The 22357-nt window shown below is 60.3% G+C and carries 15 protein-coding genes and 2 pseudogenes; 10 read left to right on the top strand and 7 right to left on the bottom strand.

All coding sequences use genetic code 11. The features are described from left to right. Positions 1-54: 54 nt before the first annotated feature. The 7 genes and pseudogenes from ACYZT7_RS15055 to ACYZT7_RS15025 form a co-directional block, all read right to left on the bottom strand. On the bottom strand, positions 55-2136 hold the full coding sequence (locus ACYZT7_RS15055) for a putative bifunctional diguanylate cyclase/phosphodiesterase (protein WP_462041643.1): 2082 nt from the start codon (positions 2134-2136) through the stop codon (positions 55-57). A gap of 205 nt (positions 2137-2341) precedes the next feature. After that, positions 2342-3823 (bottom strand): efflux transporter outer membrane subunit, encoded by a 1482-nt coding sequence (locus tag ACYZT7_RS15050; protein WP_462041642.1) that lies wholly within the window; start codon positions 3821-3823, stop codon positions 2342-2344. Continuing rightward, positions 3820-6927 carry an efflux RND transporter permease subunit gene (locus ACYZT7_RS15045; protein ID WP_462041641.1) on the bottom strand — a complete coding sequence of 1036 codons (3108 nt, stop codon included), beginning with the start codon at positions 6925-6927 and terminating at the stop codon, positions 3820-3822. The genes ACYZT7_RS15050 and ACYZT7_RS15045 overlap by 4 nt, the downstream gene beginning before the upstream one ends. After that, entirely contained in the window at positions 6924-10028 is a 3105-nt protein-coding gene (locus tag ACYZT7_RS15040; protein ID WP_462041640.1) for an MdtB/MuxB family multidrug efflux RND transporter permease subunit, read from the bottom strand. Before ACYZT7_RS15040 ends, ACYZT7_RS15045 begins: the two co-directional genes overlap by 4 nt. Then, complete coding sequence (locus tag ACYZT7_RS15035) at positions 10025-11341, bottom strand: MdtA/MuxA family multidrug efflux RND transporter periplasmic adaptor subunit (protein ID WP_462041639.1); 1317 nt, start codon at positions 11339-11341, stop codon at positions 10025-10027. The genes ACYZT7_RS15040 and ACYZT7_RS15035 overlap by 4 nt, the downstream gene beginning before the upstream one ends. Before the next feature lie 178 nt (positions 11342-11519). Next, a complete protein-coding gene (gene tpx / locus ACYZT7_RS15030; RefSeq protein WP_462041638.1) occupies positions 11520-12020 on the bottom strand; it encodes a thiol peroxidase in 501 nt (166 codons plus the stop codon). A 167-nt stretch (positions 12021-12187) separates the two neighbouring features. Further along, positions 12188-12364: pseudogene (locus tag ACYZT7_RS15025) on the bottom strand (polyketide cyclase); the annotation flags it as partial. A 68-nt stretch (positions 12365-12432) separates the two neighbouring features. On the opposite strand from ACYZT7_RS15025, the gene ACYZT7_RS15020 reads away from it, so the two are divergent. The 10 genes and pseudogenes from ACYZT7_RS15020 (at position 12433) to ACYZT7_RS14975 (ending at position 22357) form a co-directional block, all read left to right on the top strand. Beyond that, the gene (locus tag ACYZT7_RS15020; protein WP_462041637.1) at positions 12433-12858 is read left to right on the top strand and encodes a YciI family protein; all 426 of its coding nucleotides are present in this window, start codon (positions 12433-12435) and stop codon (positions 12856-12858) included. 272 nt (positions 12859-13130) lie between these two features. Further along, entirely contained in the window at positions 13131-13922 is a 792-nt protein-coding gene (locus ACYZT7_RS15015; protein ID WP_462041636.1) for a hypothetical protein, read from the top strand. Positions 13923-13932: 10 nt separating this feature from the next. Next, the gene (locus ACYZT7_RS15010) at positions 13933-15384 is read left to right on the top strand and encodes a DUF1254 domain-containing protein (RefSeq protein WP_462041635.1); all 1452 of its coding nucleotides are present in this window, start codon (positions 13933-13935) and stop codon (positions 15382-15384) included. A 27-nt stretch (positions 15385-15411) separates the two neighbouring features. Then, on the top strand, positions 15412-16815 hold the full coding sequence (locus tag ACYZT7_RS15005) for a DUF1254 domain-containing protein (protein WP_462041634.1): 1404 nt from the start codon (positions 15412-15414) through the stop codon (positions 16813-16815). Positions 16816-16827: 12 nt separating this feature from the next. Continuing rightward, a complete protein-coding gene (locus ACYZT7_RS15000; RefSeq protein WP_462041633.1) occupies positions 16828-17781 on the top strand; it encodes a SphA family protein in 954 nt (317 codons plus the stop codon). A gap of 18 nt (positions 17782-17799) precedes the next feature. Further along, a pseudogene (locus ACYZT7_RS14995) lies at positions 17800-18836 on the top strand (hypothetical protein). Positions 18837-18863: 27 nt separating this feature from the next. Next, positions 18864-19844 carry an AAA family ATPase gene (locus ACYZT7_RS14990; RefSeq protein ID WP_462041632.1) on the top strand — a complete coding sequence of 327 codons (981 nt, stop codon included), beginning with the start codon at positions 18864-18866 and terminating at the stop codon, positions 19842-19844. Then, complete coding sequence (locus tag ACYZT7_RS14985) at positions 19841-20776, top strand: DUF58 domain-containing protein (protein WP_462041631.1); 936 nt, start codon at positions 19841-19843, stop codon at positions 20774-20776. The genes ACYZT7_RS14990 and ACYZT7_RS14985 overlap by 4 nt, the downstream gene beginning before the upstream one ends. Next, the gene (locus tag ACYZT7_RS14980) at positions 20773-21378 is read left to right on the top strand and encodes a DUF4381 domain-containing protein (RefSeq protein WP_462041630.1); all 606 of its coding nucleotides are present in this window, start codon (positions 20773-20775) and stop codon (positions 21376-21378) included. The genes ACYZT7_RS14985 and ACYZT7_RS14980 overlap by 4 nt, the downstream gene beginning before the upstream one ends. Then, complete coding sequence (locus ACYZT7_RS14975; RefSeq protein ID WP_462041629.1) at positions 21365-22357, top strand: vWA domain-containing protein; 993 nt, start codon at positions 21365-21367, stop codon at positions 22355-22357. Before ACYZT7_RS14980 ends, ACYZT7_RS14975 begins: the two co-directional genes overlap by 14 nt.

The following is a 22357-nucleotide window of genomic DNA, read 5'->3' as shown; positions in this document are numbered from 1 at the left end:
AAGAATAACCGTCATCGCAGGCTTTTGCATGGGCTCACATCAATCAGCTGGTTCTCAACACACCGCCAAATTCTCTGCGTGGTGAATATCCACCATGAAGCGTTCGGCCGGCAGCGGGTGCCCCAGCAGGTATCCCTGCAACGAGTCGCAACCGAGTTGCGTCAGGAAGTCTTGCTGCGAGTTCGTTTCCACGCCTTCGGCGACGATCCGCAACCCCAGCGCCCGGCCGAGGGCGACGATGGCGGAAACGATGGCGGCGTCATCGCTGTCACGTTCCAGATCGCGGACAAACCCCCGGTCGATTTTCAGTTCGTTGGCTGGCAAGCGCTTGAGGTACATCAAACTCGAATAGCCGGTGCCAAAGTCATCGATCGACAGGTCGACACCCATTGTCGAAAGCTCCTGAAGCACCGTCATGCTCGCATCGGCGTCGCTCATGGCGGTGGTTTCAGTGATCTCAAGGGTCAGGCTGTTGGCCGGCAAATGGTGAGTGGCCAGGGCGTTGGCGACACTCTGGACCAGACCCGCGTGGCAGAACTGCAAGGCTGAAAGGTTCACGGCGATGCGCCAGTCGGTGTACCCGAGCACATACCATTCGCGCATCTGACGGCAGGCTTCGTTGAGCACCCACTCGCCAATCGGAATGATCAGCCCGGTCTTTTCCGCCAGTTCAATGAACTTGTCCGGCAGCAGCATGCCGTGGGTCGGGTGCACCCAGCGCAACAACGCCTCGGCGCCGACCGGCCGGCCATTGCCGGCATCGAACTTGGGCTGGTAATAGAGACTGAATTGCTGCTGATCGATGGCGATACGCAAGTCCTGCAGCAATTGCAGCTGTTTGCGCGCGTTGCTGTTCATCGAGGCATCGAAGAAGCTGTAACCGTTTTTCCCGGCGCCCTTGGCGTGATACATCGCCGCGTCGGCATTCATCAGCAATTCTTCGGCGGTTTCACCGTTACCCGGATAAATCGCGATGCCAACGCTGGCGGAAATCTGCAAGTCATGTTCAGCGACCCGGAACGAGCGCGCGATCAGCCCGACCTGACGGGCCGCCAGGTTCAATGCGTCGTTCTGCTCGCCGAGTTGCACCAGCAACACGAACTCATCACCGCCGATCCGCGCCAGGGTGTCCTGGCTGCGCAAGTCCTCCCGCAGGCGCAGGCCGACCTCACGCAACAACTGATCGCCCATATGGTGACCGAAGGCATCGTTGACCGGTTTGAAACCGTCCAGATCGATGAACATCAACGCGAAACAACCGCCCTGCTCCTGCACCATGGACATTGCCTGATCGATGCGGTCAGCCAGCAACACGCGATTCGGCAGGCCGGTCAGGGTGTCATGCAGGGCCAGTTGAGTCAGTTCGCGGTTGGCCTCGGTCAATGAGTGGGCAAGGCCTGCGGTGCGGGCCTCGAGGCGCGCATCGAGGATCGAGGTCAACAAGGCAAGGCTCAACACTGCCAGGGTGGTGATCAGCACCAGATTGTCCAGGCCCTTGCCGTTCAAGCCGCTGACGGCCGCGCCGCAGAAGCTGCCATCCGGGAAACGCGCCGCCGCCATGCCGGTGTAGTGCATGCCGACGATCGCGAACCCCATGATCACCGCCGCACCGCCACGGATCAGGCCGACATAAGGCGTGTGCTGGCGCAAGCGGAAAGCGATCCATAACGCGGCGCCCGAAGCGACTACGGCGATCAGCAGCGAGGCGCCGAATAGCGTCGGATCGTAATCGATACCCGGCTGCATGCGCATGGCGGCCATGCCGGTGTAGTGCATGGCGCTGATCCCGGTGCCCATGACCAGCGCGCCGAATGCCAATTGCCAGGCCGGTAATTGTGGCTGGCTGACCAGCCACAGGGCAAAGCCGCAGGACAGGATGCCAATCAGTAGTGACAGCAACGTGATGCTGATGTCGTAACCCAGGTCGATGGGCAATTCGAACGCGAGCATGCCGATGAAATGCATCGACCACACGCCAACCCCCATGGCAAAGGCGCCACCCGCCGTCCATAAATGCACGGCGCGACCCTTGGCTGTGGCGATGCGTTCGGTCAGGTCGAGCGCGGTATAGGAAGCGAGAATCGCCACAAAAAACGAGATGATAACCAGCGTGGGGGAATAGCTACCGATAAGCATGAGACGACTCGCGACTGCCCCTCCGTACTGCTTCCATTCTCGGGGGGTAAATCGGGCGATTGTACTGATTCCGCAAACGAAAGCACTGACAAAATTAGCAAAGGGCCATCAAACCGATGAAACATTTGTTTTAAGGTTTCACATTAACTGCCCCCCTGATGATCGTTCCCTCGCTCTGCGTGGGAACGATCAGTAGCGCTGGCGCCTATTCTTTTTCGCTCACCTGTAGCTGACCATCCCAGCCACCGCCCAACGCCGCAATCAACTGCACGCTCGCTATCAGCCGGCTCTGCAACAAGCTCAGCACGCTGCGCTCATTGCTCAATGCCGTGGCCTGAACCACCACCACATCCAGATAAGCAATCACCCCGGCCTTGTACTGGTTCTCGGTCAACCGCAACGACTCACGCGCCGAATCCAGTGCCTGCTGGCGCACTTCGGATTCGTTTTCCAGAACCTTTAGCTGAACCAGGTAATTTTCCACTTCGCGGAAGCCATCGAGCACGGTCTGACGGTATTTGGCCACGGTTTCGTCATAAGCCGCTTCGCTGCGGTCGACTTCCGCCGAGCGTTGACCGCCGTCGAACAAGGTCATGGCCAACTGCGGCCCGACCGACCAAAAACGGTTCGGCACGCTGATCCAATTGGAGGAGGTGCTGCTGCTATACCCACCGTTCAAACTCAGCGTCAGGTCCGGGTAGTAGGCCGCCTTGGCCACGCCGATGTTGGCATTGGCAGCCATCACCGAGCGTTCGGCAGAGGCGATGTCCGGGCGGCGTTCAAGCAACTGCGAAGGCAGGCTCAGCGGAATCTGAGGCAGCACCGGGATGTCTGGAGTTTCAGCCAGGCTGAACTCGGCCGGCGGCAAACCGATCAACACGGCTATGGCGTTCTCAAACTGAGCGCGCTGCCAGATCAGGTCGACCATGTCCGCCTGGGTGCTTTTGAGCTGAGTCTGTGCCTGCGCCACCGCATCCTTGCCGGAGACACCGGCGCGGTACTGGTTTTCGGTCATTTTCAACGAGCGCTGATAGGCCTCGACCGTCGCTTCCAGCAGGCGTTTCTGCTCGTCGATCACCCGCAGTTGCAGATAGTTCTGCACCAGTTCCGACTGCTGACTCAAGCGCATCGCCGCCAGATCGGCAAAACTTGCCTCGGCGTTGGCGGTGTCGGCCTCAAGTCCACGGCGCAGTTTGCCCCAGATATCCGCTTCCCAACTGACCCCGGCCTGAGCGGTGTAGGTGTCACGAATACCGCTGGAAGAGCTGGTCAGGCTCGAACTGCTGCTGCCGGTGCCCTGACTGGAGCGGTTTTTCCCAACGGTCAGGTCCACGGTCGGGAAAAACGCACCACGGGCACTGCGCACCAAAGCCTGGGCCTGACGGTACTGGGCTTCGGACTGGGCGACGGTCTGGTTGGCGCTGTTGAGTTTTTCGATCAGGCCATTGAGCTGTTGATCGCCATATAACTCCCACCAGGCGCCACGTGCCAGGGAATCACTTGGGTTGGCCTGACGCCAGCCGGCAGCTTCCTTGTATTGCACCGGCGAGGCGGCTTGCGGGCGCTGATAGTCCGGGCCAATGGCGCAGGCGCTGAGCATCGCCACGCACAGCGCCAGGCTCAACAAACGCGAGCCTCGGGCCGTAACCAGCGGTGCAGCCAGAGTGATAAGCGAACAGTCAGTCATAGCGGAGTTTCCAGAGCAGCATCGGTACGCACCCCACGCCAGTGGTTGAAGCGATGGCGCAGTTTGTCGAGATAGAGGTAAACCACCGGGGTGGTGTAAAGGGTCAGCACCTGGCTGAAGATCAGCCCGCCGATGATGGTCAAGCCCAGCGGCTGACGCATTTCCGCACCTTCGGCGCGGCTCAGCAGCAACGGTAACGCGCCGAGGATCGCCGCCAGGGTCGTCATCAGAATCGGCCGCAGACGTTGCAAGCAGGCACTGCGAATCGACTCCAGCGGCGCCAGGCCTTGATGCCGTTCCAGTTGCAGCGCCAGGTCGATCATCAGAATGGCGTTTTTCTTCACCACACCGATCAGCAGGAACAGCCCGAGCAACGAAATCAGGCTGAATTCACCGCCCAGCGCATAAATCGACAGCAACGCGCCGACCCCTGCCGACGGCAAGGTCGAGAGAATGGTCAGCGGATGGATGTAGCTTTCATACAGCACACCGAGCACCAGATACACCGCCACCAGTGCCCCGAGAATCATCCACGGCTGGCTCTTCTGGGTCGCGGCGAAAGCGTCGGCGGTGCCGGCCATTTTCACGATCACGTCTTCCGGCATACCCAATTTGGCGATGGCCCGCTCGATGGCCGCCGAGCCCTGCTCCACCGTCACACCTTCGGCCATGTCGAAGGAAATGCTCTCGGAGGCGAACTGGCCTTCGTGGCTGACGCGGTCGTCTTCCAGGCTGTTTTCGTAATGCGCGATGGTCGAGAGCGGAATCCGCGCCCCGTCAGCGGTGATCACCTGAACCTGTTTGAGGGTGATCGGGTCCTGGGCATATTTCGGATTGACCTCCATGACCACCTGATACTGGTTAAGGCTGTCGTAAATCGTCGAAATCTGCCGCTGGCTGTAGGCGTTGTTCAGCACCGCGGTGACCATGTCCATGTCGACGCCCAGGCGTTTGGCCTGATCACGATCGACAATCAGCGTCACCTGTTGGGCGCCGCGCCCTTCACGGGCATCGATCGCCGTCAGTTCCGGCAAGGCCTTGAGCGCAGTCACGACTTTCGGGTACCACTCGCGCAACTCGCCAAGGTCGGCGCTTTGCAGGATGTAGGAATACTGCGACGTGGTCTGTTCACGACCGCCACCAAACTGCAGGTCCTGATCGGCCATCAGCATCAGCTGCGCACCGGCGACCTTGGGCATTTCCTTGCGCAGACGTTCGATGACCTTTTGCGCAGAAATGTTGCGTTCCTTGATCGGCTTCAGCCGCACCAACATGAAGGCATTGTTGGTGCCATTGGTGCCGCCGATGAAGCCGGCGACGCTTTGCACCGCATCATCCTTGAGCACGGCCCGGCGGAAGATTTCCATTTTCGGCTGCATCACACTGAATGACAGCCCGTCGTCGCCGCGCACGAAACCGATCAACTGGCCCGTGTCCTGCTGAGGCATAAATGTTTTAGGAACAACAAAATACAGTGCAATGTTAACGCCGACTGTCACGATAAGACTAAGCAAGGTCAACCGGCGGTGGCGCAACACCCAGTCAAGACTTGTCGCGTATTTGCCGACCATCCACTCGTTGGCGCGCTGACTCCAGCGCTGCAATCGGTTTTCCTCGCCCGGTGTATGCGGCTTGAGCCAACGGGCGCAGAGCATCGGCGTCAGCGTCAACGAGACCACCAGCGACACCACGATAGACGCCGCTAATGTGATGGAAAACTCGCGAAACAGGCTTTGGACAATCCCGCCCATGAACAGGATCGACAGGAACACCGCCACCAGCGAGACGTTCATCGACAGCAAGGTGAAGCCGACTTCCTGCGCCCCCAGGTACGCGGCCTTCATCGGCGGCACGCCTTTGTCGATGTGCCGGGAAATGTTCTCCAGCACCACGATGGCGTCGTCCACCACCAGGCCGGTGGCCAGAATCAGCGCCATCAGCGACAGATTGTTCAGGGAGAATCCGTAGAGGTACATCACCGCAAAGGTGCCGACCAGCGACACGGGCACCGCGAGGGTCGGAATCAAGGACGCGCGGAAGTTACCGAGAAACAGGAACACCACCAGAATCACCAGCGCCACGGCAATCAGCAGGGTCATTTCCGCTTCGTGCAAGGTCGCCTTGATCACCGGCGACCGGTCCATCGCCACGTTCAGCTTCACGCTGGCCGGCAACACGGCCTGCAACGCCGGCAGTTGAGCCTTGATTTCGTTGACCGTCTCGATGATGTTGGCGCCGGCCTGGCGGTTGATCACCAGCAGTACTGCCGCGTCGTTGTTGAAAAAACCGCTGTTGTAGCGGTCTTCGACGCCGTCGCTGACCTTGGCCACGTCCTTCAGGCGCAGGGCCGCGCCGTCCGCGTAGTGAATGATCAGCGACTCGTAATCCTTGGCTTTTTCCAGTTGATCGTTGGCCTGAACCTGCCACAGCCGCTGGCCGTCTTCGACGGAGCCCTTGGGCCTGCGCACGTTGGCGTTGGCGATGGTGTTGCGCACATCGTCCAGCGCCACGCCGTATTGATTGAGCGCCTGCGGTTCGAGTTCGATGCGCACCGCCGGCAAGGAACTGCCGCCGATTTGCACTTCGCCGACACCCTGCACCTGAGATACGCTCTGGGACAGAATCGTCGAGGCCAAATCGTAGAGCTGGCCTTTTTCCAGTACGTCGGAGGTCAGCGACAGCACCATGACCGGCGCCTGGGACGGGTTGACCTTCTTGTAGGTCGGCATGCTGCGCATCCCGCTCGGCAGCAAATTGCGCGAGGCGTTGATTGCCGCCTGCACTTCCCGCGCCGCGCCGTTGATGTCGCGGTCCAGGTCGAACTGCAAAATCACCCGGGTCGAGCCCTGGCTGGAGCGGCTGCTCATGGTGTTGACCCCCGCGATGGCGCCGAAGGAACGCTCCAGCGGCGTGGCCACGGTCGAGGCCATGACCTCAGGGCTTGCACCGGGCAGACTCGCCTGGACCACGATCACCGGGAAGTCCATCTGCGGCAGCGGCGCCACCGGCAACAGGCCGAAGCTCACGCCGCCCATCAGCAGGATCGCCAGGCTCAGCAACATTGTCGCGACCGGGCGCTTGATGAAAGGTCCGGACAGGTTCATGGCTGTTCTACCGCTTCCACGGATTCAGTCTTGCGCCCCCAGCGCCGGCCGAGGCGGTCGAAGTACAGATAGATGACCGGAGTGGTAAACAGCGTCAGCACCTGACTCACCAACAAGCCACCCACCATCACCAGACCCAACGGTTGACGCAGTTCTGCACCGGAACCGGTCGCCAGCATCAGCGGCACAGCGCCAAACAACGCGGCCAGTGTGGTCATCAAAATCGGCCGGAAACGCAGCAACGCCGCTTGATAGATCGCCGTTTCCGCGTCCATGCCCTGATTGCGCTCAGCGTCGAGGGCGAAGTCGATCATCATGATCGCGTTCTTTTTCACGATACCGATCAACAAAATGATGCCGATGATCGCGATCATGCCCAGGTCATTACCGCTCAACAGCAACGCCAGCAAGGCACCGACCGCCGCCGAGGGCAAGGTCGAAAGAATGGTGATCGGGTGGATGTAACTCTCATAGAGCACGCCGAGCACGATGTACATGGTGACCACCGCCGCCAGAATCAGCAGCAAGGTGCTCGACAGCGACGCCTGGAATGCCTCGGCCGCGCCCTGGAACTGGGTCTGCACGCCAATCGGCATGCCGATGTCCTTCTGCACCTGGTCGATGATCTCCACCGCATGCCCCAGCGCCACGCCGGGTGCGAGGTTGAAAGACATCATCACCGCCGGGAACTGACCGATGTGAGTGATCGCCAGTTGGGCCTGACGCTCCTCGATGTGCGCCAGACTGGACAGGCGCACTTGCCCGCCGTCGGTGGTTTTCACGTGAATCTGATTCAGCGCCTCCGGACCGATCCTCTCGCCGGACTGCGACTGCAGCACCACGCGATATTGGCTGGCCTGGGTGTAGATGGTGGAAATCTGCCGCTGACCGAAGGCGTCGTACAGCGCATCGGTGATGTTCGACACCGACACACCGACCCGCGACGCCGCATCGCGGTCAATCACCAGATAGACCTGCAGGCCTTTGTCCTGCAAATCGCTGGCAACGTCGGTCAGCTCCGGCCGTTGGGCCAGGGCTTCCACCAGACGACTACTCCACAGACTGAGCAGCTCGGAATCCGGCGACGACATGCTGAACTGGTATTGAGTCCGGCTGACGCGGTCTTCGATGGTCAGGTCCTGCACCGGTTGCATGTACAGGCGTATGCCGGTGAGCTTGTCCAGTTCCGGTTGCAGACGTGCGATCACCTCGGTTGCACTCAAGTCACGGTTGCTGTGGGATTTGAGGTTGATCAGCAGGCGACCGCTATTGAGCGTTGAGTTATCACCGTCCACACCGATGTAGGACGACAGGCTTTCCACCGCCGGATCCGTCAGGATCACTTTGGCCAATGCCTGCTGACGCTCGCTCATGGCGGCGAAGGAAATCGACTGCGGCGCCTCGGAAATGCCCTGGATCACCCCGGTGTCCTGCACCGGGAAGAAGCCCTTGGGCACCACCATGTAAAGGAACACAGTCAACGCCAGCGTGCCGATGGCCACCATCAGGGTCAGCGGTTGATGCTTGAGAACCCACTTTAACTTGCGCCCGTAAGCCGCGATCATCCAATCAATTGTGGCGCCGCTGGCCCGGTAGAAACGGCCCTGTTCTTCTTCCTTGGGTTCACGCTTGAGCAGCCGCGCGCACATCATTGGCGTCAGTGTCAGGGAGACGACAAGGGAAATCAGGATCGCCACCGCCAGGGTGATGGCAAATTCGCGGAACAGCCGCCCCACCACGTCGGCCATGAACAGCAGTGGAATCAACACTGCGATTAGCGACAGGGTCAGGGAAATAAGGGTGAAACCGATCTGCTTGGCGCCCTTGAGCGCCGCATTCAGGGGGCTGTCGCCCTCTTCGATAAATCGGGAGATGTTCTCCAGCATGACGATCGCATCGTCCACCACGAAACCGGTGGCGATGGTCAGTGCCATCAGGGTCAGGTTATTGACCGAGAAGCCCGCGAGGTACATCACGCCGAAGGTGCCGATCAGCGACAGCGGGACCGCGACCGACGGAATGATCGTGGCGCTGGCTCGACGCAGGAACAGGAAGGTCACCATCACGACCAGCGCAATGGCGATCAACAATTCGTGTTGCACGTCGGTAACCGAGGCGCGGATGGTCTGGGTGCGGTCGGTCAGCACGGTGACTTCGAGACCGGCCGGCAGGTTGTCGGTGATGCTCGGCAGCAGGGCTTTGATCCGGTCGACCACTTCGATGACGTTGGCACCGGGCTGACGCTGGATGTTCAACAACACCGCCTGGTTTTCATTGGCCCACGCCGCCAGACGTTCGTTTTCCGCGCCATCGACAATCTCCGCCACATCCTTGAGCCGCAACGGCGCGCCGTTGGCGTAGGCGAGAATCAGGTTGGCGTAGTCCTTGGGCGAAGTCAGTTGGTCGTTGGCATCGAGCATCGAGACCCGGGTCGGGCCGTCGAAATTGCCCTTGGGCTGGTTGACGTTGGATGCGCCGATCAGGGTTCGCACGTCGGAGAGGTTCAGGCCATTAGCCGCGAGGGCTTCAGGGTTAACCTTGATCCGCACCGCCTGACGCTGGCCACCGGCAATGCTGACCATGCCGACACCGCTGATCTGGGCGATTTTCTGCGCCATGCGCGTGTCGACCAAGTCATTGAGCTTGGGCAGTAGCATGGTCTTGGAGGTGATGGCCAGGGTCAGCACCGGGGTGTCCGCCGGATTGACCTTGTTGTACACCGGCGGCGCCGGCAGGTCCTTGGGCAGCAAATTGGTCGCGGCATTGATCGCCGCCTGCACCTGCTGCTCGGCGACGTCCATGTTGATGTCGAGGCTGAAACGCAGGGTCAGCACCGAAGCACCGCCGGAACTGGTTGACGCCATCTGCGTCAGGCCGGGCATCTGCCCGAATTGACGCTCAAGGGGCGCGGTCACGGCGCTGGTCATGACATCCGGGCTGGCGCCGGGATACAGCGTCATGACGCGGATGGTCGGGTAATCGACCTGAGGCAATGCCGACACCGGCAGCAGCCGATAGGCGATCACGCCGGCCAGGATAATGGCCAGCATGCTCAGGGTGGTGGCTACCGGGCGAAGGATGAACAGCCGCGAGATGTTCATGCGCCGCCCTTTTTCGCCTTGTCAGTGGTCGCTGGCTCAGTCGCATTGGCCGCCGATTTACCTTGCAGATGGCCGGTCGGGGTCGTCGGCACGTCCTTGGTGTCGTTGACCACTTCCACTTCGCTGCCTTCCTTCAAGCGGTCGGTGCCTTCAAGGACCACGCGATCCCCAGGGGCCAGGCCTTCGGTAATCACGGTGTTTTCACCGTCACTGGCGCCGACTTTCAACTGACGAATCGTGACTTTCTTGTCGCCGTCCAGGGCGTAGACAAACGTGCCATTGGTGCCGAACTGAATCGCTGCCGAAGGTGCGAGCACCACGCCTTTGAGGGTGTCGGCCAGCAGATGGACGTTGACGAACTGATTCGGGAACAGCGCCTGATCACGGTTCTCATAACGAGCCTTGAATTTCAGGGTGCCGGTGGTGACATCGATCTGGTTATCCAGGCTCTGCAAGACGCCAGTGGCCTGCAACTTGGTGTCGCCACGGTCCCAGGCTTCGGCGGGCAGTTTGGCGCCAGTGCGATAACGGGCCAGCACGGTTTCCAGGTTGTTTTCCGGCAAGGTGAAGGCAACGCTGATCGGTTGGGTCTGGGTGATGATCACCAGCGCCGTGGTGTCGTTGGCTGCCACCAGGTTGCCGACATCCAGCTGACGCAAACCCACACGCCCGGCAATCGGGGCGCGGATCCTGGTGAATTCCAGATTGAGCTTGGCGTCGTTGACCGCCGCCTGATTGGTTTTGACGGTGCCCTGATACTGGCCCACCAGCGCTTCGGCGGTGTCCAGAGTCTGCTTGGCAATACTGTCTTCGCGATACAAGCCGCGATAGCGCTCCACATCGACCTGGGCGTTTTTCAGTTGAGCCTGGTTCTGCAGCAACGTGCCTTCGGCCTGGAGCAAGGCGTTCTGGTAAGGACGCGGGTCGATTTCAGCCAGCAGATCGCCAGCTTTGACCATCTGCCCTTCCTCGAAGGAGATCTTCATCAACTCACCACCGACGCGGCTGCGCACATTAATGGTGTTCAGCGCCGTCACGGTGCCCAGCGCCCTGTAGTACAGCGGGAAGTCGCCCTTGACCGCTGGCGCGACACGCACTGGAACGGGCCCGGTCGCCCCGCCGAAACCCGGACGCATCCCTCCCGACCTGCCGGTGTGTCCGGCAACGGCTTTTTGCCCTGCGCCCTCTTTTTGGGCAGTGCCGGCGGGCCAGAATTTCCAGCACAGGCCAGCGATGACCAACAGGACAAGCAGGCCAAACAGCCAGCGACGGGGACTACGGGAAACGGAGGATTGCATGGAATGATCAACCATTGGGCGCGTGGGCTTCTTCTACGGGAGGCTGAACGATAAGCACTGGAGAGTTTTTAGCAAAGCGCCTTTACCGGCAATTTACCTTCGGCTTACGTAACAGGAGGTTTATCTAAGACACTGAAGCACAAATGAAAACGGCCTGGACAGGGCCAGGCCGTTAACAATTGTAATGCTTTACTTACTTCAGAACGGCAAGTGCTGCTTCGTAGTTCGGCTCTTCAGCGATTTCGCCGACCAGTTCGCTGTGCAGAACGTTGTCGTTTTCGTCCAGCACCACGACGGCACGGGCCGTCAGGCCTTTCAGCGGGCCGTCAGCGATGGCAACACCGTAGTTCTCGATGAACTCGACACCGCGCAGGGTCGACAGGTTTTGTACGTTTTCCAGGCCTTCGGCGCCGCAGAAGCGCGCTTGAGCGAACGGCAGGTCAGCGGAGATGCACAGCACGACCGTGTTGGCGACATCACTGGCCTGGGCGTTGAACTTGCGAACCGAAGTCGCGCAGGTCGGGGTATCGACGCTTGGGAAGATGTTCAGCACTTTGCGCTTGCCGGCGAAGCTCGCCAGGGTCACATCGGACAGATTGCCGGCAACCAGGGAAAAGGCTGGCGCCTTGGAACCGGCTTGTGGCAGTTGGCCGTTGACTTGAACCGGGGAGCCTTTAAGAGTGACTTGAGCCATGAACGGAGTCCTTCTGAACGTTGTTGTAGAGAATTTTGAAGAGGCCGAAGTTAACCACGAAATGGCCCGACGACCTATGCCCAGATACAAATTGTGAAGTGTCGCCCCCTAAATTGGATACAACTCTCACAAACGACACAAAACCTGTGGGATCGAATGCATGCACACTATCTCAACAACCGCAGCATATTGCGGTGCCGCACCTCAAAAATCCGGCGCATGTAAGCATTCACCAGTAGCGCTTCTGTTAACGCGCCACCGATAGCGGAATACGTCACACGGTCGGTGTACAGCGTACCGCCCCCGCCGGCCGCAACCCGGTGTTCATGACAAAAGGCTGCCAGCGCTGTCGATTTAAACGACGGCCATTCGACTAGCCTGTGAGTCACTCACATCCAGCGGAGATAAGACCATGCGATTCATGATCATTGTGAAAGCTAGCCAGGATTCCGAGGCCGGTATGATGCCCAGCGAGGAACTGATGACCGCGATGGGCAACTACAATGAGGAGCTGGTCAAAGCCGGCATCCTCATCGAGTGCGATGGCCTGCAACCCAGCAGCAAAGGCGCCCGCGTGCGTTTCTCGGGTGAGCAGCGCACGGTGATCGACGGCCCCTTCGCCGAAACCAAGGAGCTGATCGCCGGTTACTGGCTATGGCAGGTGAAGTCGAAACAGGAAGCGATCGAGTGGGTCAAGCGCTGCCCCAACCCGATGCCAGGCACCGACGCCGAGATCGAGATTCGCCAGGTGTACGAGGCCGAGGATTTCGGGGCCGAGTTCACACCGGAACTGCAGGAGCAGGAAGAACGGCTGCGTGCGCAGGTGAAAAAGCACTGAATAGTCCGATCATTGTGGCGAAGGGGCTTGTCCTCTCGCCACATCTAGCATCCCGTCGATCTCAACCCCCTGTTTCGTATTAAGTTTTTAGTACACACGAATCCCCACAAACGTGCACAAAAAAACCAAAGAATTCCCCCTTCGACTGGCGAACCCGGCGTTAGCTGCTAGCTTCAACAGACGTGTCCTACAGGCTTGATAGGAAAGAGATTTCGCAGTAACGGCCGAGAAGTGCCGAGTCGTCCAATGAGCCACGAAGGAACGGGGGATTCATGTCGAACAATGCGGGAGCACACGCCTTTCTATTGGCGGCATCAATGGCGTCTGCCGTTTATGCCCACGCGGATAACGCCGAGACGGCCAACAAAAGTAACAACCCGCTGAACTTGGCGCCCGGCGCCAATCTTCAGGATTACTACACGCCCAAGCTTTACGATACCAATGCCCATACCAACGACCTCCTGATGCGCGGCACTTTGCCCATTGCACCCGGCGACGTCATTGGTGTCCCGCAATTGCTGCGTGCCACCGTGCCGATCAGCACTCGCCCCGATCCAAACGGCGGCTATAGCACCGGTGAAGGTGATCTGAACATTTTCGACATCTTCTTGCTCAAGACCGACGGTGTGCAGCTGGGCATCGGTCCGCAAATCACTGCACCCACCGCCGATCAGGACGAACTGGGCACCGGCAAATGGCAGGCTGGTCTGGCAGCCATTGCGATTGATTCATCGCCGCGCGGCCTGCTCGGCGCATTGGTGCAATACCAGAGTTCGTTCGCCGGCGACCATGATCGCGCCCACGTCGAAACCGCGACGATGCAGCCCTTCATCATTCATAACCTGGCCAAAGGTTGGTATTTGCGTTCGACCGGCACCTGGACGTTCGACCTGAAAAACTACACCCATTACATCCCACTCGGTTTGGGTGGCGGCAAAGTGTGGAAATCCGGTTCCAATATTCTCAATGCCTTCATCGAGCCTCAGTGGACCGTGGAACGCAAAGGCGATGGCCTGCCACAGTTCACGCTGTTCGCCGGGATCAACGTCACGTTTGGCAAATAAGGACTTTCGTATGCACGGTGCAATTCGCGCAGCCGGTTTCAGCCTGATGACGATGTTCGTCAGTTGCGGTGTCGGTGCCCTGGACCTCGATACGCGGATCGGCAAGATCGCGATGGAAGGCGAACTGCCGGCTCATGAATCGATCGCCAAACTCTACGCCGAGCTGGATTTCCAACAGGCGACCCAGAGTTATCTGTGGGCCTTACCACTGGTGTCCTACGCCCAGTGGCAGGAAGAATTTCGCGACAAACTCGGCGCCCACAGCGGCGACCTGATGGTGCTCAACAGTTACGAAGACAAACTGGGCGTGATCACCGCCAACGCCACCACGCCGTACATCCTTGGTTTCGTCGACCTGAATGAAACCGGTCCGCTGGTGATCGAACTGCCGCCCGGCCCGACGGCTGGCGGTGTGGGTGATTTCTGGCAGCGTGCAATCATCGACATGGGCCAGACCGGCCCGGACAAAGGCAAGGGCGGCAAGTATCTGGTGCTGCCACCGGGTGCCGAGCCACCGGCCGACGCCGGCAAGTATTACCTCGCCAAGTCGGAAACGATGAACGTGCTGGTGGGTTTTCGCGTCCTCGATCCGGACCCGGCCAAGGGCAAGGCACTGGTCGAACAATTCAAGATGTACCCGTACGCCAAACGCGCTGAACCGGCCAAGACCCGGCTGCTCTCCCCCGGCGGCAAGGCCTGGTCCGGTACTCAGCCACGCGGACTGGCGTATTGGGAGCGCTTGCACCAGATCATCCAGAAAGAGCCGGTCAACGAACGTGACCGTTTCTACATCGCCATGCTGGCCAGCCTGGGCATCGAAAAAGACAAACCCTTCAACCCCAACGACAACCAACGCAAAGCGTTGGAACAAGGTGCGCAAGTCGGCGAGCTGATCGCCAAGGCCAACACCTTCGCCAAGCGTTTTCCAGACGCCCAGTACTGGAAAGACCGGCAATGGGACACCGTGCTGAACATCGCCGAGCCGTCGCAGCGCGTCGCCTATTACGACCAGTTGTGGGAACGCAGTGCCTGGTTCTACGAAGCGGTGACCAACACCAAGGGCATGGTTTCCAAGACACCGGGCCTGGGCCAGACCTACCTCGGCGCCTACACCGACGCCAAGGGAGACTGGCTCGACGGCGGCAAAAGTTATCGCCTGCACGTCGGCGCCAACCCGCCGGCCAAGCAGTTCTGGTCGATGACCGTCTACGACATCGACAGCCGTTGCCTGATCGACAACCCGCAGCGCAAGGCCGATCTGTCGTCCCGTCAGGATCTGAAAAAGAACGCCGACGGCTCGGTGGACCTGTACTTCGGCCCGACCGCGCCCAAAGATTTCGAGAACAACTGGGTGCAAACCGTACCGAGCAAACACTGGTTCAGCTATTTCCGTCTGTACGCGCCCACCGAAGCCTACTTCGATAAAAGCTGGAAACTCGACGACATCACGGCTGTGGAATGACGCCCAAGCGTTTTATAAGGAAGTTTTATGAATAACCGCATGCTGCTCACCGCGCTCTCGCTCACCCTGAGCACCAGCGCCTGGGCCGACTTCACCGCCACCCCGGAAGAGGCCCGGGGCATCGCCAAGGAAGCCTATTTGTATGGCTTCCCGGTGGTAGAGATGTACAAGACCCTCTACACCCAGGCCGTGGACAAGAAGAGCCCGAACTTCAAGGCACCGTTCAACCAGATCGGCAACACTGCCAAGGCGTTTACCGCCAAAGACACCGCCTTCGTCACCCCGAATGCTGACACGCCCTACTCCTTCATCTGGATGGACCTGCGCGCCGAACCGGTGGTGCTGACCTTGCCGGCCATCGACGAGCACCGTTACTACTCGGTGCAGTTGATCGACGCCTACACGCAAAACTTTGCGTACCTGGGTACACGTAGCACGGGCAACAATGGCGGGCATTTCATGATTGCCGGGCCGAACTGGCAAGGTCAGCAACCGGTGGAAATCGATCGGCTGCTGCGCAGTGAAACCAACATCGCCTACGCGCTGTATCGCACGCAGTTGTTCGATGAAAAGGACTTGGGCAAGGTCAAGGAGATCCAGAAGGGTTACAAGGTCGAGACGCTTAGCCACTACGTCAAACAAAAAGCCCCGCCCGCCGCGCCGAAGATCGACTGGCCGAAACCCACGCCGACCATGAGCGAGTCCCCTGAACTGTTCCGCTACCTGAACTTCATGCTGTCGTTCGCCCCGCCCCAGGACGTGGAAAAAGACCTGCTCGCACGCTTTGCGAAAATCGGCATTGAAGCCGGCAAGCCTTTCACACTGGACGCGCTCACGCCTGAACAGCGCAAGGCGCTGGAGGACGGTATCAGCGATGCCAAAGCCGAGTTTGCCCAGTTCAAAAAAGACAAGGTCGATAGCCATCAGGTCACCAGCGGTGACTTCTTCGGCACTCGCGATCACCTCAATGGCAACTACCTGTACCGCTACGCCGGCGCCAACATGGGGACCTTCGGCAACTCCGCCGAAGAGGCGAATTACATCGGTTATTTCGTCGACAAGGACGGCCAGCCGGTCGACGCCTCGAAACAGGATTACACCCTGCATTTCGACAAGGGTGCCCTGCCCCCGGCCGACGCGTTCTGGTCGCTGACGATGTACGACGGCAAGAACAAATTGCTGGTGGCCAACCCGTTGAATCGTTACCTGATCAACTCGCGGATGTTGCCGGATCTCAAGCTCGACGCCGACGGTGGGCTGACCCTTTATGTGCAGCACAAGGCACCGGCCAAGGACCTGCAAAGCAACTGGCTGCCAGCGCCGAACGGTCCGTTCTACGGCGTGTTGCGCTTGTACCTGCCGAAGCCGGAAGTCACCAGTGGCCAATGGAAAATGCCGCTGCTGACCCCCCTCGATCAACCAAAACAATAAACGGAGTCCGGCATGGTCAGGCCTTATGTTGTGCGTCCTTTAGTGGCCCTGTGCGTGCTCAGTGCAAGCCCGCTGGCCCTCGCGGCCGAGGGCGGTGTCGGCCGGCCGATCACCGGGCAACAGGTATTTTCCAATGCCGGGATCGTGCCGCCGGAACCCGGCTGGGTCATGTCGCTGACCAGCATCTGGTACGACGGTGACCTCAAGGGTAGCAAGGGTGTGCCAATTGTCGGTGAAATCGGCGCGGATCTGGACATGAAAGTCTCCTACACCATGGCAAACTTCACCCATATCTGGGACACCGGCAAGGGTCGCTGGAACTACGCCTCGGCCATCGGCGTGCCCGTGCAGTACACCGACATCAACATCAGCATTACCGGCCCGCGCGGCCGGACACTGGGCACCGAAGACACCGGCACACAGTTCGCCGACATGCTGATCACGCCGATTGCCGCCGGCTACCACTTCGATGAGGTCAACCACCTCTCGCTTTCCCTGCCGATCTACGTGCCTACCGGTGCCTATAACGACGATCGCCTGGCCAACCCCGGGCAGAACACTTACACCTTCATGCCCACCGTGGCCTTCACCCATCTGGACGGCAAGGGCGGCGAGTTCACCCTGTCGAGCGGTCTGGAGTTCTACACCGAGAACGACGCGACGGATTATCGCAATGGCAACATTTTCACCCTCGATGCGCTGTGGACCCACGGTTTCGGCAATGGCTGGAGCGCCGGCGTTGTCGGCGGTTACATACAACAGATCACCGATGACAAGGGCCAGACCGCCGATTCACTCGGCGGTTTTCGCGGCCGCTCGGTGGGCGCCGGTCCGGTGGTGGGCTGGGCCGGGAAATTTGCCGATGCCCAGGCCAGCGTCAGCGCGCGTTGGGTGCCGGAGTTCGACACCAAGAACCGCCCTGAAGGTAACGGCTTCAGCATCAACCTGACGTTGGCGTTTTTCTAGGAGTGACCAGGGATGACCATGGGTTCCAGATTATCCTTATGCAGCGTGTTGTTCAGCGGTTTCGCCTGCGCCAGCGGCGACTTGCCCGCCCTCGGCAGCACGCCAGCGCACCCCTTCGCCAAGGGTGACCCAGAGACTTGCCATCGACTGCAACAGGACTTCGACATCGACCTGAAAAAGGTCGTGGCGGCTGGCTGCGATCCGTCCACGGAACAGATTGCCAAGCTGATGGACAACCCGGTGGGCAATCTGGTGCTGCTGTTCAACCAATTCGACTACACCGCGCTGAAAGGCCCGCACAGCAATGGCACGCGCTATCTGGGCAAATACAGTTTCATGCCGACCTTCCCGATTTCCCTCGGTGAAGACTGGAACCTGATCAACCGCCTGCCCATCAGCTACGTCAGCGCCCCGGTCAACCATAAGGCCGGCAACCTGATCGGCATGGGTCCCAATGAACTGCTGCATGACCGCGGCGACTTTACCTCAGTGGTGCAGGACCCGTTCGACCGCACCAGCGGTTTCGGCGACCTGGCCTATGTCGGCGTGTTTTCGCCCAAGGAGCCGATCCGCTTCGCCGGGGGCGGCAAGCTGGTCTGGGGGTTCGGCCCGACCGCGATGTTCCCCACGGCTGAAGAAGACGTGCTGGGCACCGGCAAATACTCCCTCGGCCCGGCGTTCGTCGCGGCGTACCTGGGCGAAGACTGGACCCTCGGGCTGTTCCCGCAGCACTGGTGGTCGGTGGGTGGCGACAGCAAGCGCAAGGACGTGAGCCTGACCAACATTCAGTACTTCATCCAGGCAACATCCCCGGCCCCGAGCAATGGCGAGTCGGCATGACGCCCAACGTCACCGTCAACTGGAAGGCCGAGGGCGGCAACAAAGTCACCTTCCCCATCGGACTCGGCGCAGGGCGGATTTTCAGTTTCGGCAAGCTGCCGGTACGCATTTCCGGGGAGATTCAGTACTCAGCGATCCACCCGGACGACCTGATCAGCAGCCGCTGGAATTTCCGCCTGTCGTTCATTCCAGTCATTCCGACGTTCATGCTTTGAGCATGCCTTTGAGAAAGGGAACATCCCATGACTGCACTCCAAGACCTCAACGCCCTGCAGGCCAGCATCGCCGAAGCCGTGCTCGGCCAGGATCAGGTGATCCGCCAGATCATCCTGGGCCTGTTGGCCAACGGGCACTTGTTGCTCGAAAGCCTGCCCGGTCTGGCCAAGACCCGCACGGTCAAAGCGCTGGCTAAACACCTGGACGCGAAGATGAGCCGCATCCAGTTCACCCCCGACCTGCTGCCGTCGGACATCACCGGCGCCGAGGTGCTGCACCAAATCGATGGCAAGAACGAGATCCAGTTCCAGCCCGGCCCGCTGTTCGGCAATCTGATTCTGGCGGATGAAATCAACCGCGCCCCGGCCAAGGTTCAGGCCGCACTGCTGGAAGCCATGGAAGAACGGCAAATCACCGTGGCCGGCAATAGCCATGTGCTGCCGGAGTTGTTCATCGTGGTGGCGACCCAGAACCCGATCGAGCAGGAAGGGACTTACCCACTGCCGGAAGCGCAGATGGACCGGTTCCTGATGAAGGTTTTGCTGGACTACCCGAGCGCGGAAAACGAAAGCCAGGTGCTGCGACTGTTACGTGAAGAAGAGTTTGCGTTGGGCGCCAAAACGGCTGCGGTGCAGGGCTTCGCGCTGTCCCAGGACGTGATCTTCGCGGCGCGTCGGGAAGTCAGCGCCATTCACGTGTCTCCGGCGATCGACCGCTACCTGATCGGCCTGATCAATGCCACCCGCCACCCGGCCGATTACGATGCCGACCTCGGCCGCTGGATCAGCATTGGCGCCAGCCCTCGCGGCGGCATCGGCCTGGATCGCTGCGCTCGCGCCGATGCTTGGTTGCAGGGGCAGGATTTCGTCTCGCCCGATAACGTCCGCGCCGTGGTGCATCCGGTGCTGCGTCATCGTTTGCAGCTGAGCTATGACGCGGTGGCGGACGGTGTGACGGCTGATCAGGTGCTTGATCGCCTGCTCGACAAAGTCGCGATTCCGGCATGAACGTCGACGGTCTGGTCTATGTCTCGTTAGCGCAGTTAATGGCGCTGGAGTTCAAGGCGCGTGACCTGAGTTTTGTGGCGCGTCAGCCGCAGGGCAGCCTCCTCGCCGGCAACCATGCCTCGCGCCTGCGCGGCCGTGGTTTGAACTTCGATGAGTTGCGCCGCTATCAGCCGGGGGACGACTTGCGTCATCTGGATTGGCGGGCATCGCTGCGCACCGGCAAACCGGTGGTTCGCACCTTCACCGAAGAGCGCGACCGCCCGGCGTTGATTTTGGTAGACCAACGCATGTCGATGTTCTTCGGCTCGCAACGCAGCTTCAAATCGGCCATCGCCGCCGAACTCGGGGCGCTGGCGGCATGGATGGTGTTCAACGCGGGAGATCGGGTCGGTGGCCTGGTGTTCAACGATTTACGCATCGACAGCATCACCCCGCTGCGCACCCGTAAGCGCGTCGAAGCGCTGTGCAGTCGCATCGTTCAGCAGAATCAGCAGCTTAACGCAGCCAATCCTGATGCCGAAGGTGAGGACCAACTCGACAAGGTTTTACAGCATTGCCTGGCCGTGGCCGGTCACGATCACCTGATTTGCATCGTCAGCGACTTTGCCGGTGCCGGTGAGCGCACCTTGCAGTTGATGCGGAAATTGGCGGCTCACAACGATGTGATTGCCATGCAGGTCTACGACCCGTTGGCGCTGAACCTGCCGAAGAACGGGCGTTTGCTGATCACTCAAGGCCAGCTACAGGTGGAACTCGCCGTCGAGCAACGCAGCGTTCATCAGCCGTTGGGGGATTTTCTCAGTGGCCGGCTCAAGGACGTCGCTACGTTGCTGCGACGCAGTCAGGTGCCGCTGATGATGTTTAGCACCGCCACCGAGGCGCAGGAACAATTGCGTGCCGAACTGGGCAAGGTCGGCGGAGGTCGGCGATGAACCCGAGCATTCCGAGCATCGAGCAGCTCAAGGAAATCGCCCTGCCCACGCCGGTCAACTATGCGCCGCAGACATGGGGTTGGTGGGTGTTGCTCTGCCTGTTGGTGATTGCCGTTTTGCTGGTCAGCGCACGGAGGTATTGGCAGTGGCGGCGGGACCGGTATCGGCGTGAGGCGCTGGTGCGGTTGGCGGAGTTGCAGAAAAGCGATGATCCGCTTAACGCTTTGCGCGAACTCCCGGAACTGTTGAAACGCGTAGCCCTGTCGATGCCCACCGATTGGAATACAACCCCTGTGGGAGCAGGCTTGTCTCCGGGCAGCGATCCGACGATGAGGCTAGCACATTCAAAATCCCTGTCGACTGAGCTGACGCCATCGCGAGCAAGCTCGCTCCCACAGAGTCCCGCGGCACTAGGGAAAGAGGAGTGGCAATTCTTCTTGCAGCGGCACAGTTCGCAGCCGTTGCCGGCGGACTTCAGCCAACAACTGGCGCAGTTGGCCTATGCGCCCGATTCAACGTTACTGGCCCTGCCGATCGAACACCGCCAACACCTGTTCGACACCTGCAAACACTGGGTGGAGCATCACCATGTGGCAGCTTGATTACCCTTGGCTGCTAATCCTTTTGCCACTGCCGTGGTTCGGCTACCGCTACCTGCCCGATTACCGCGAAGCCCGCAGCGCCGTGCGCGTACCGTTTTTTGCTGCCATGAGCCGAGCGGTCGGCCAGACACCCAGCCAGGCCGGGACTCGCAGCAATCGCTGGCAGTTGCTGCTGAACCTGCTGGTCTGGGCGCTACTGCTGTTGGCAGTCGCCCGCCCGGTGTTCGTCGAAAAAACGATCGAGCGCCAGCAACCGGTGCGTGACCTGATGCTGGCCATCGACATTTCCCAGTCCATGGAAACCACCGATTTTACCGACGCCAACGGCCAGAAGATCAATCGTCTGGCGGCGGTCAAGGACGTGGTTCATGGCTTTATCGACAAGCGTAAAGATGATCGGCTGGGCCTGATCGTGTTCGGCAGCGGTGCTTATCCGCAGGCGCCGCTGACCCTCGATCACGCCAGTCTGTCGCTGTTACTGGACGACACCGGCATCGGCATGGCCGGGCCCAATACGGCCATCGGCGACGCCATCGGCCTGAGCCTGAAACTGCTCGACCAGGCCCACGAACAGGAAAAAGTCCTGATCCTGCTCACCGACGGCAACGACACCAGCAGCGCAATCACCCCGGATCACGCGGCGTCCATGGCGGCCGCCAAAGGCGTGGTGATTCATACCATCGGCATCGGTGACCCTGACGCCTCCGGCGAAGCCAAGGTCAATCTTCAAGGGTTGCAGCAAATTGCCGACGCCACTGGCGGAAAGTTCTTCCGCGCGGAGGACCGCAATGCGCTGGATCAGGTCTACAGCACCCTCGACAAGCTCACCCCGCATCATGTGAAAACCCTCAGCCATCAGCCCAAGCGCGATCTGTTCTGGTGGCCACTGGGCGCCGCGATCGGTTTGCTCGCGCTCTACCACTTGGGCGCCCTGCTCCGTCCACACCTGACACTCGCGCGTCAGCGGCAGGAGGCTTGA

It is taken from the genome of Pseudomonas sp. RT4P38 (assembly GCF_054897765.1).
Note: the sequence above shows the minus strand (reverse complement) of the source record. Positions and strands in the feature narration are given on the sequence as shown.

Coding starts and splice junctions, on each gene's coding strand:
- ACYZT7_RS15055 (WP_462041643.1), bottom strand. CDS start 2,136: ATGCTTATCGGTAGCTATTCCCCCACGCTGGTTATCATCTCGTTTTTT.
- ACYZT7_RS15050 (WP_462041642.1), bottom strand. CDS start 3,823: ATGACTGACTGTTCGCTTATCACTCTGGCTGCACCGCTGGTTACGGCC.
- ACYZT7_RS15045 (WP_462041641.1), bottom strand. CDS start 6,927: ATGAACCTGTCCGGACCTTTCATCAAGCGCCCGGTCGCGACAATGTTG.
- ACYZT7_RS15040 (WP_462041640.1), bottom strand. CDS start 10,028: ATGAACATCTCGCGGCTGTTCATCCTTCGCCCGGTAGCCACCACCCTG.
- ACYZT7_RS15035 (WP_462041639.1), bottom strand. CDS start 11,341: ATGGTTGATCATTCCATGCAATCCTCCGTTTCCCGTAGTCCCCGTCGC.
- tpx (WP_462041638.1), bottom strand. CDS start 12,020: ATGGCTCAAGTCACTCTTAAAGGCTCCCCGGTTCAAGTCAACGGCCAA.
- ACYZT7_RS15020 (WP_462041637.1), top strand. CDS start 12,433: ATGCGATTCATGATCATTGTGAAAGCTAGCCAGGATTCCGAGGCCGGT.
- ACYZT7_RS15015 (WP_462041636.1), top strand. CDS start 13,131: ATGTCGAACAATGCGGGAGCACACGCCTTTCTATTGGCGGCATCAATG.
- ACYZT7_RS15010 (WP_462041635.1), top strand. CDS start 13,933: ATGCACGGTGCAATTCGCGCAGCCGGTTTCAGCCTGATGACGATGTTC.
- ACYZT7_RS15005 (WP_462041634.1), top strand. CDS start 15,412: ATGAATAACCGCATGCTGCTCACCGCGCTCTCGCTCACCCTGAGCACC.
- ACYZT7_RS15000 (WP_462041633.1), top strand. CDS start 16,828: ATGGTCAGGCCTTATGTTGTGCGTCCTTTAGTGGCCCTGTGCGTGCTC.
- ACYZT7_RS14990 (WP_462041632.1), top strand. CDS start 18,864: ATGACTGCACTCCAAGACCTCAACGCCCTGCAGGCCAGCATCGCCGAA.
- ACYZT7_RS14985 (WP_462041631.1), top strand. CDS start 19,841: ATGAACGTCGACGGTCTGGTCTATGTCTCGTTAGCGCAGTTAATGGCG.
- ACYZT7_RS14980 (WP_462041630.1), top strand. CDS start 20,773: ATGAACCCGAGCATTCCGAGCATCGAGCAGCTCAAGGAAATCGCCCTG.
- ACYZT7_RS14975 (WP_462041629.1), top strand. CDS start 21,365: ATGTGGCAGCTTGATTACCCTTGGCTGCTAATCCTTTTGCCACTGCCG.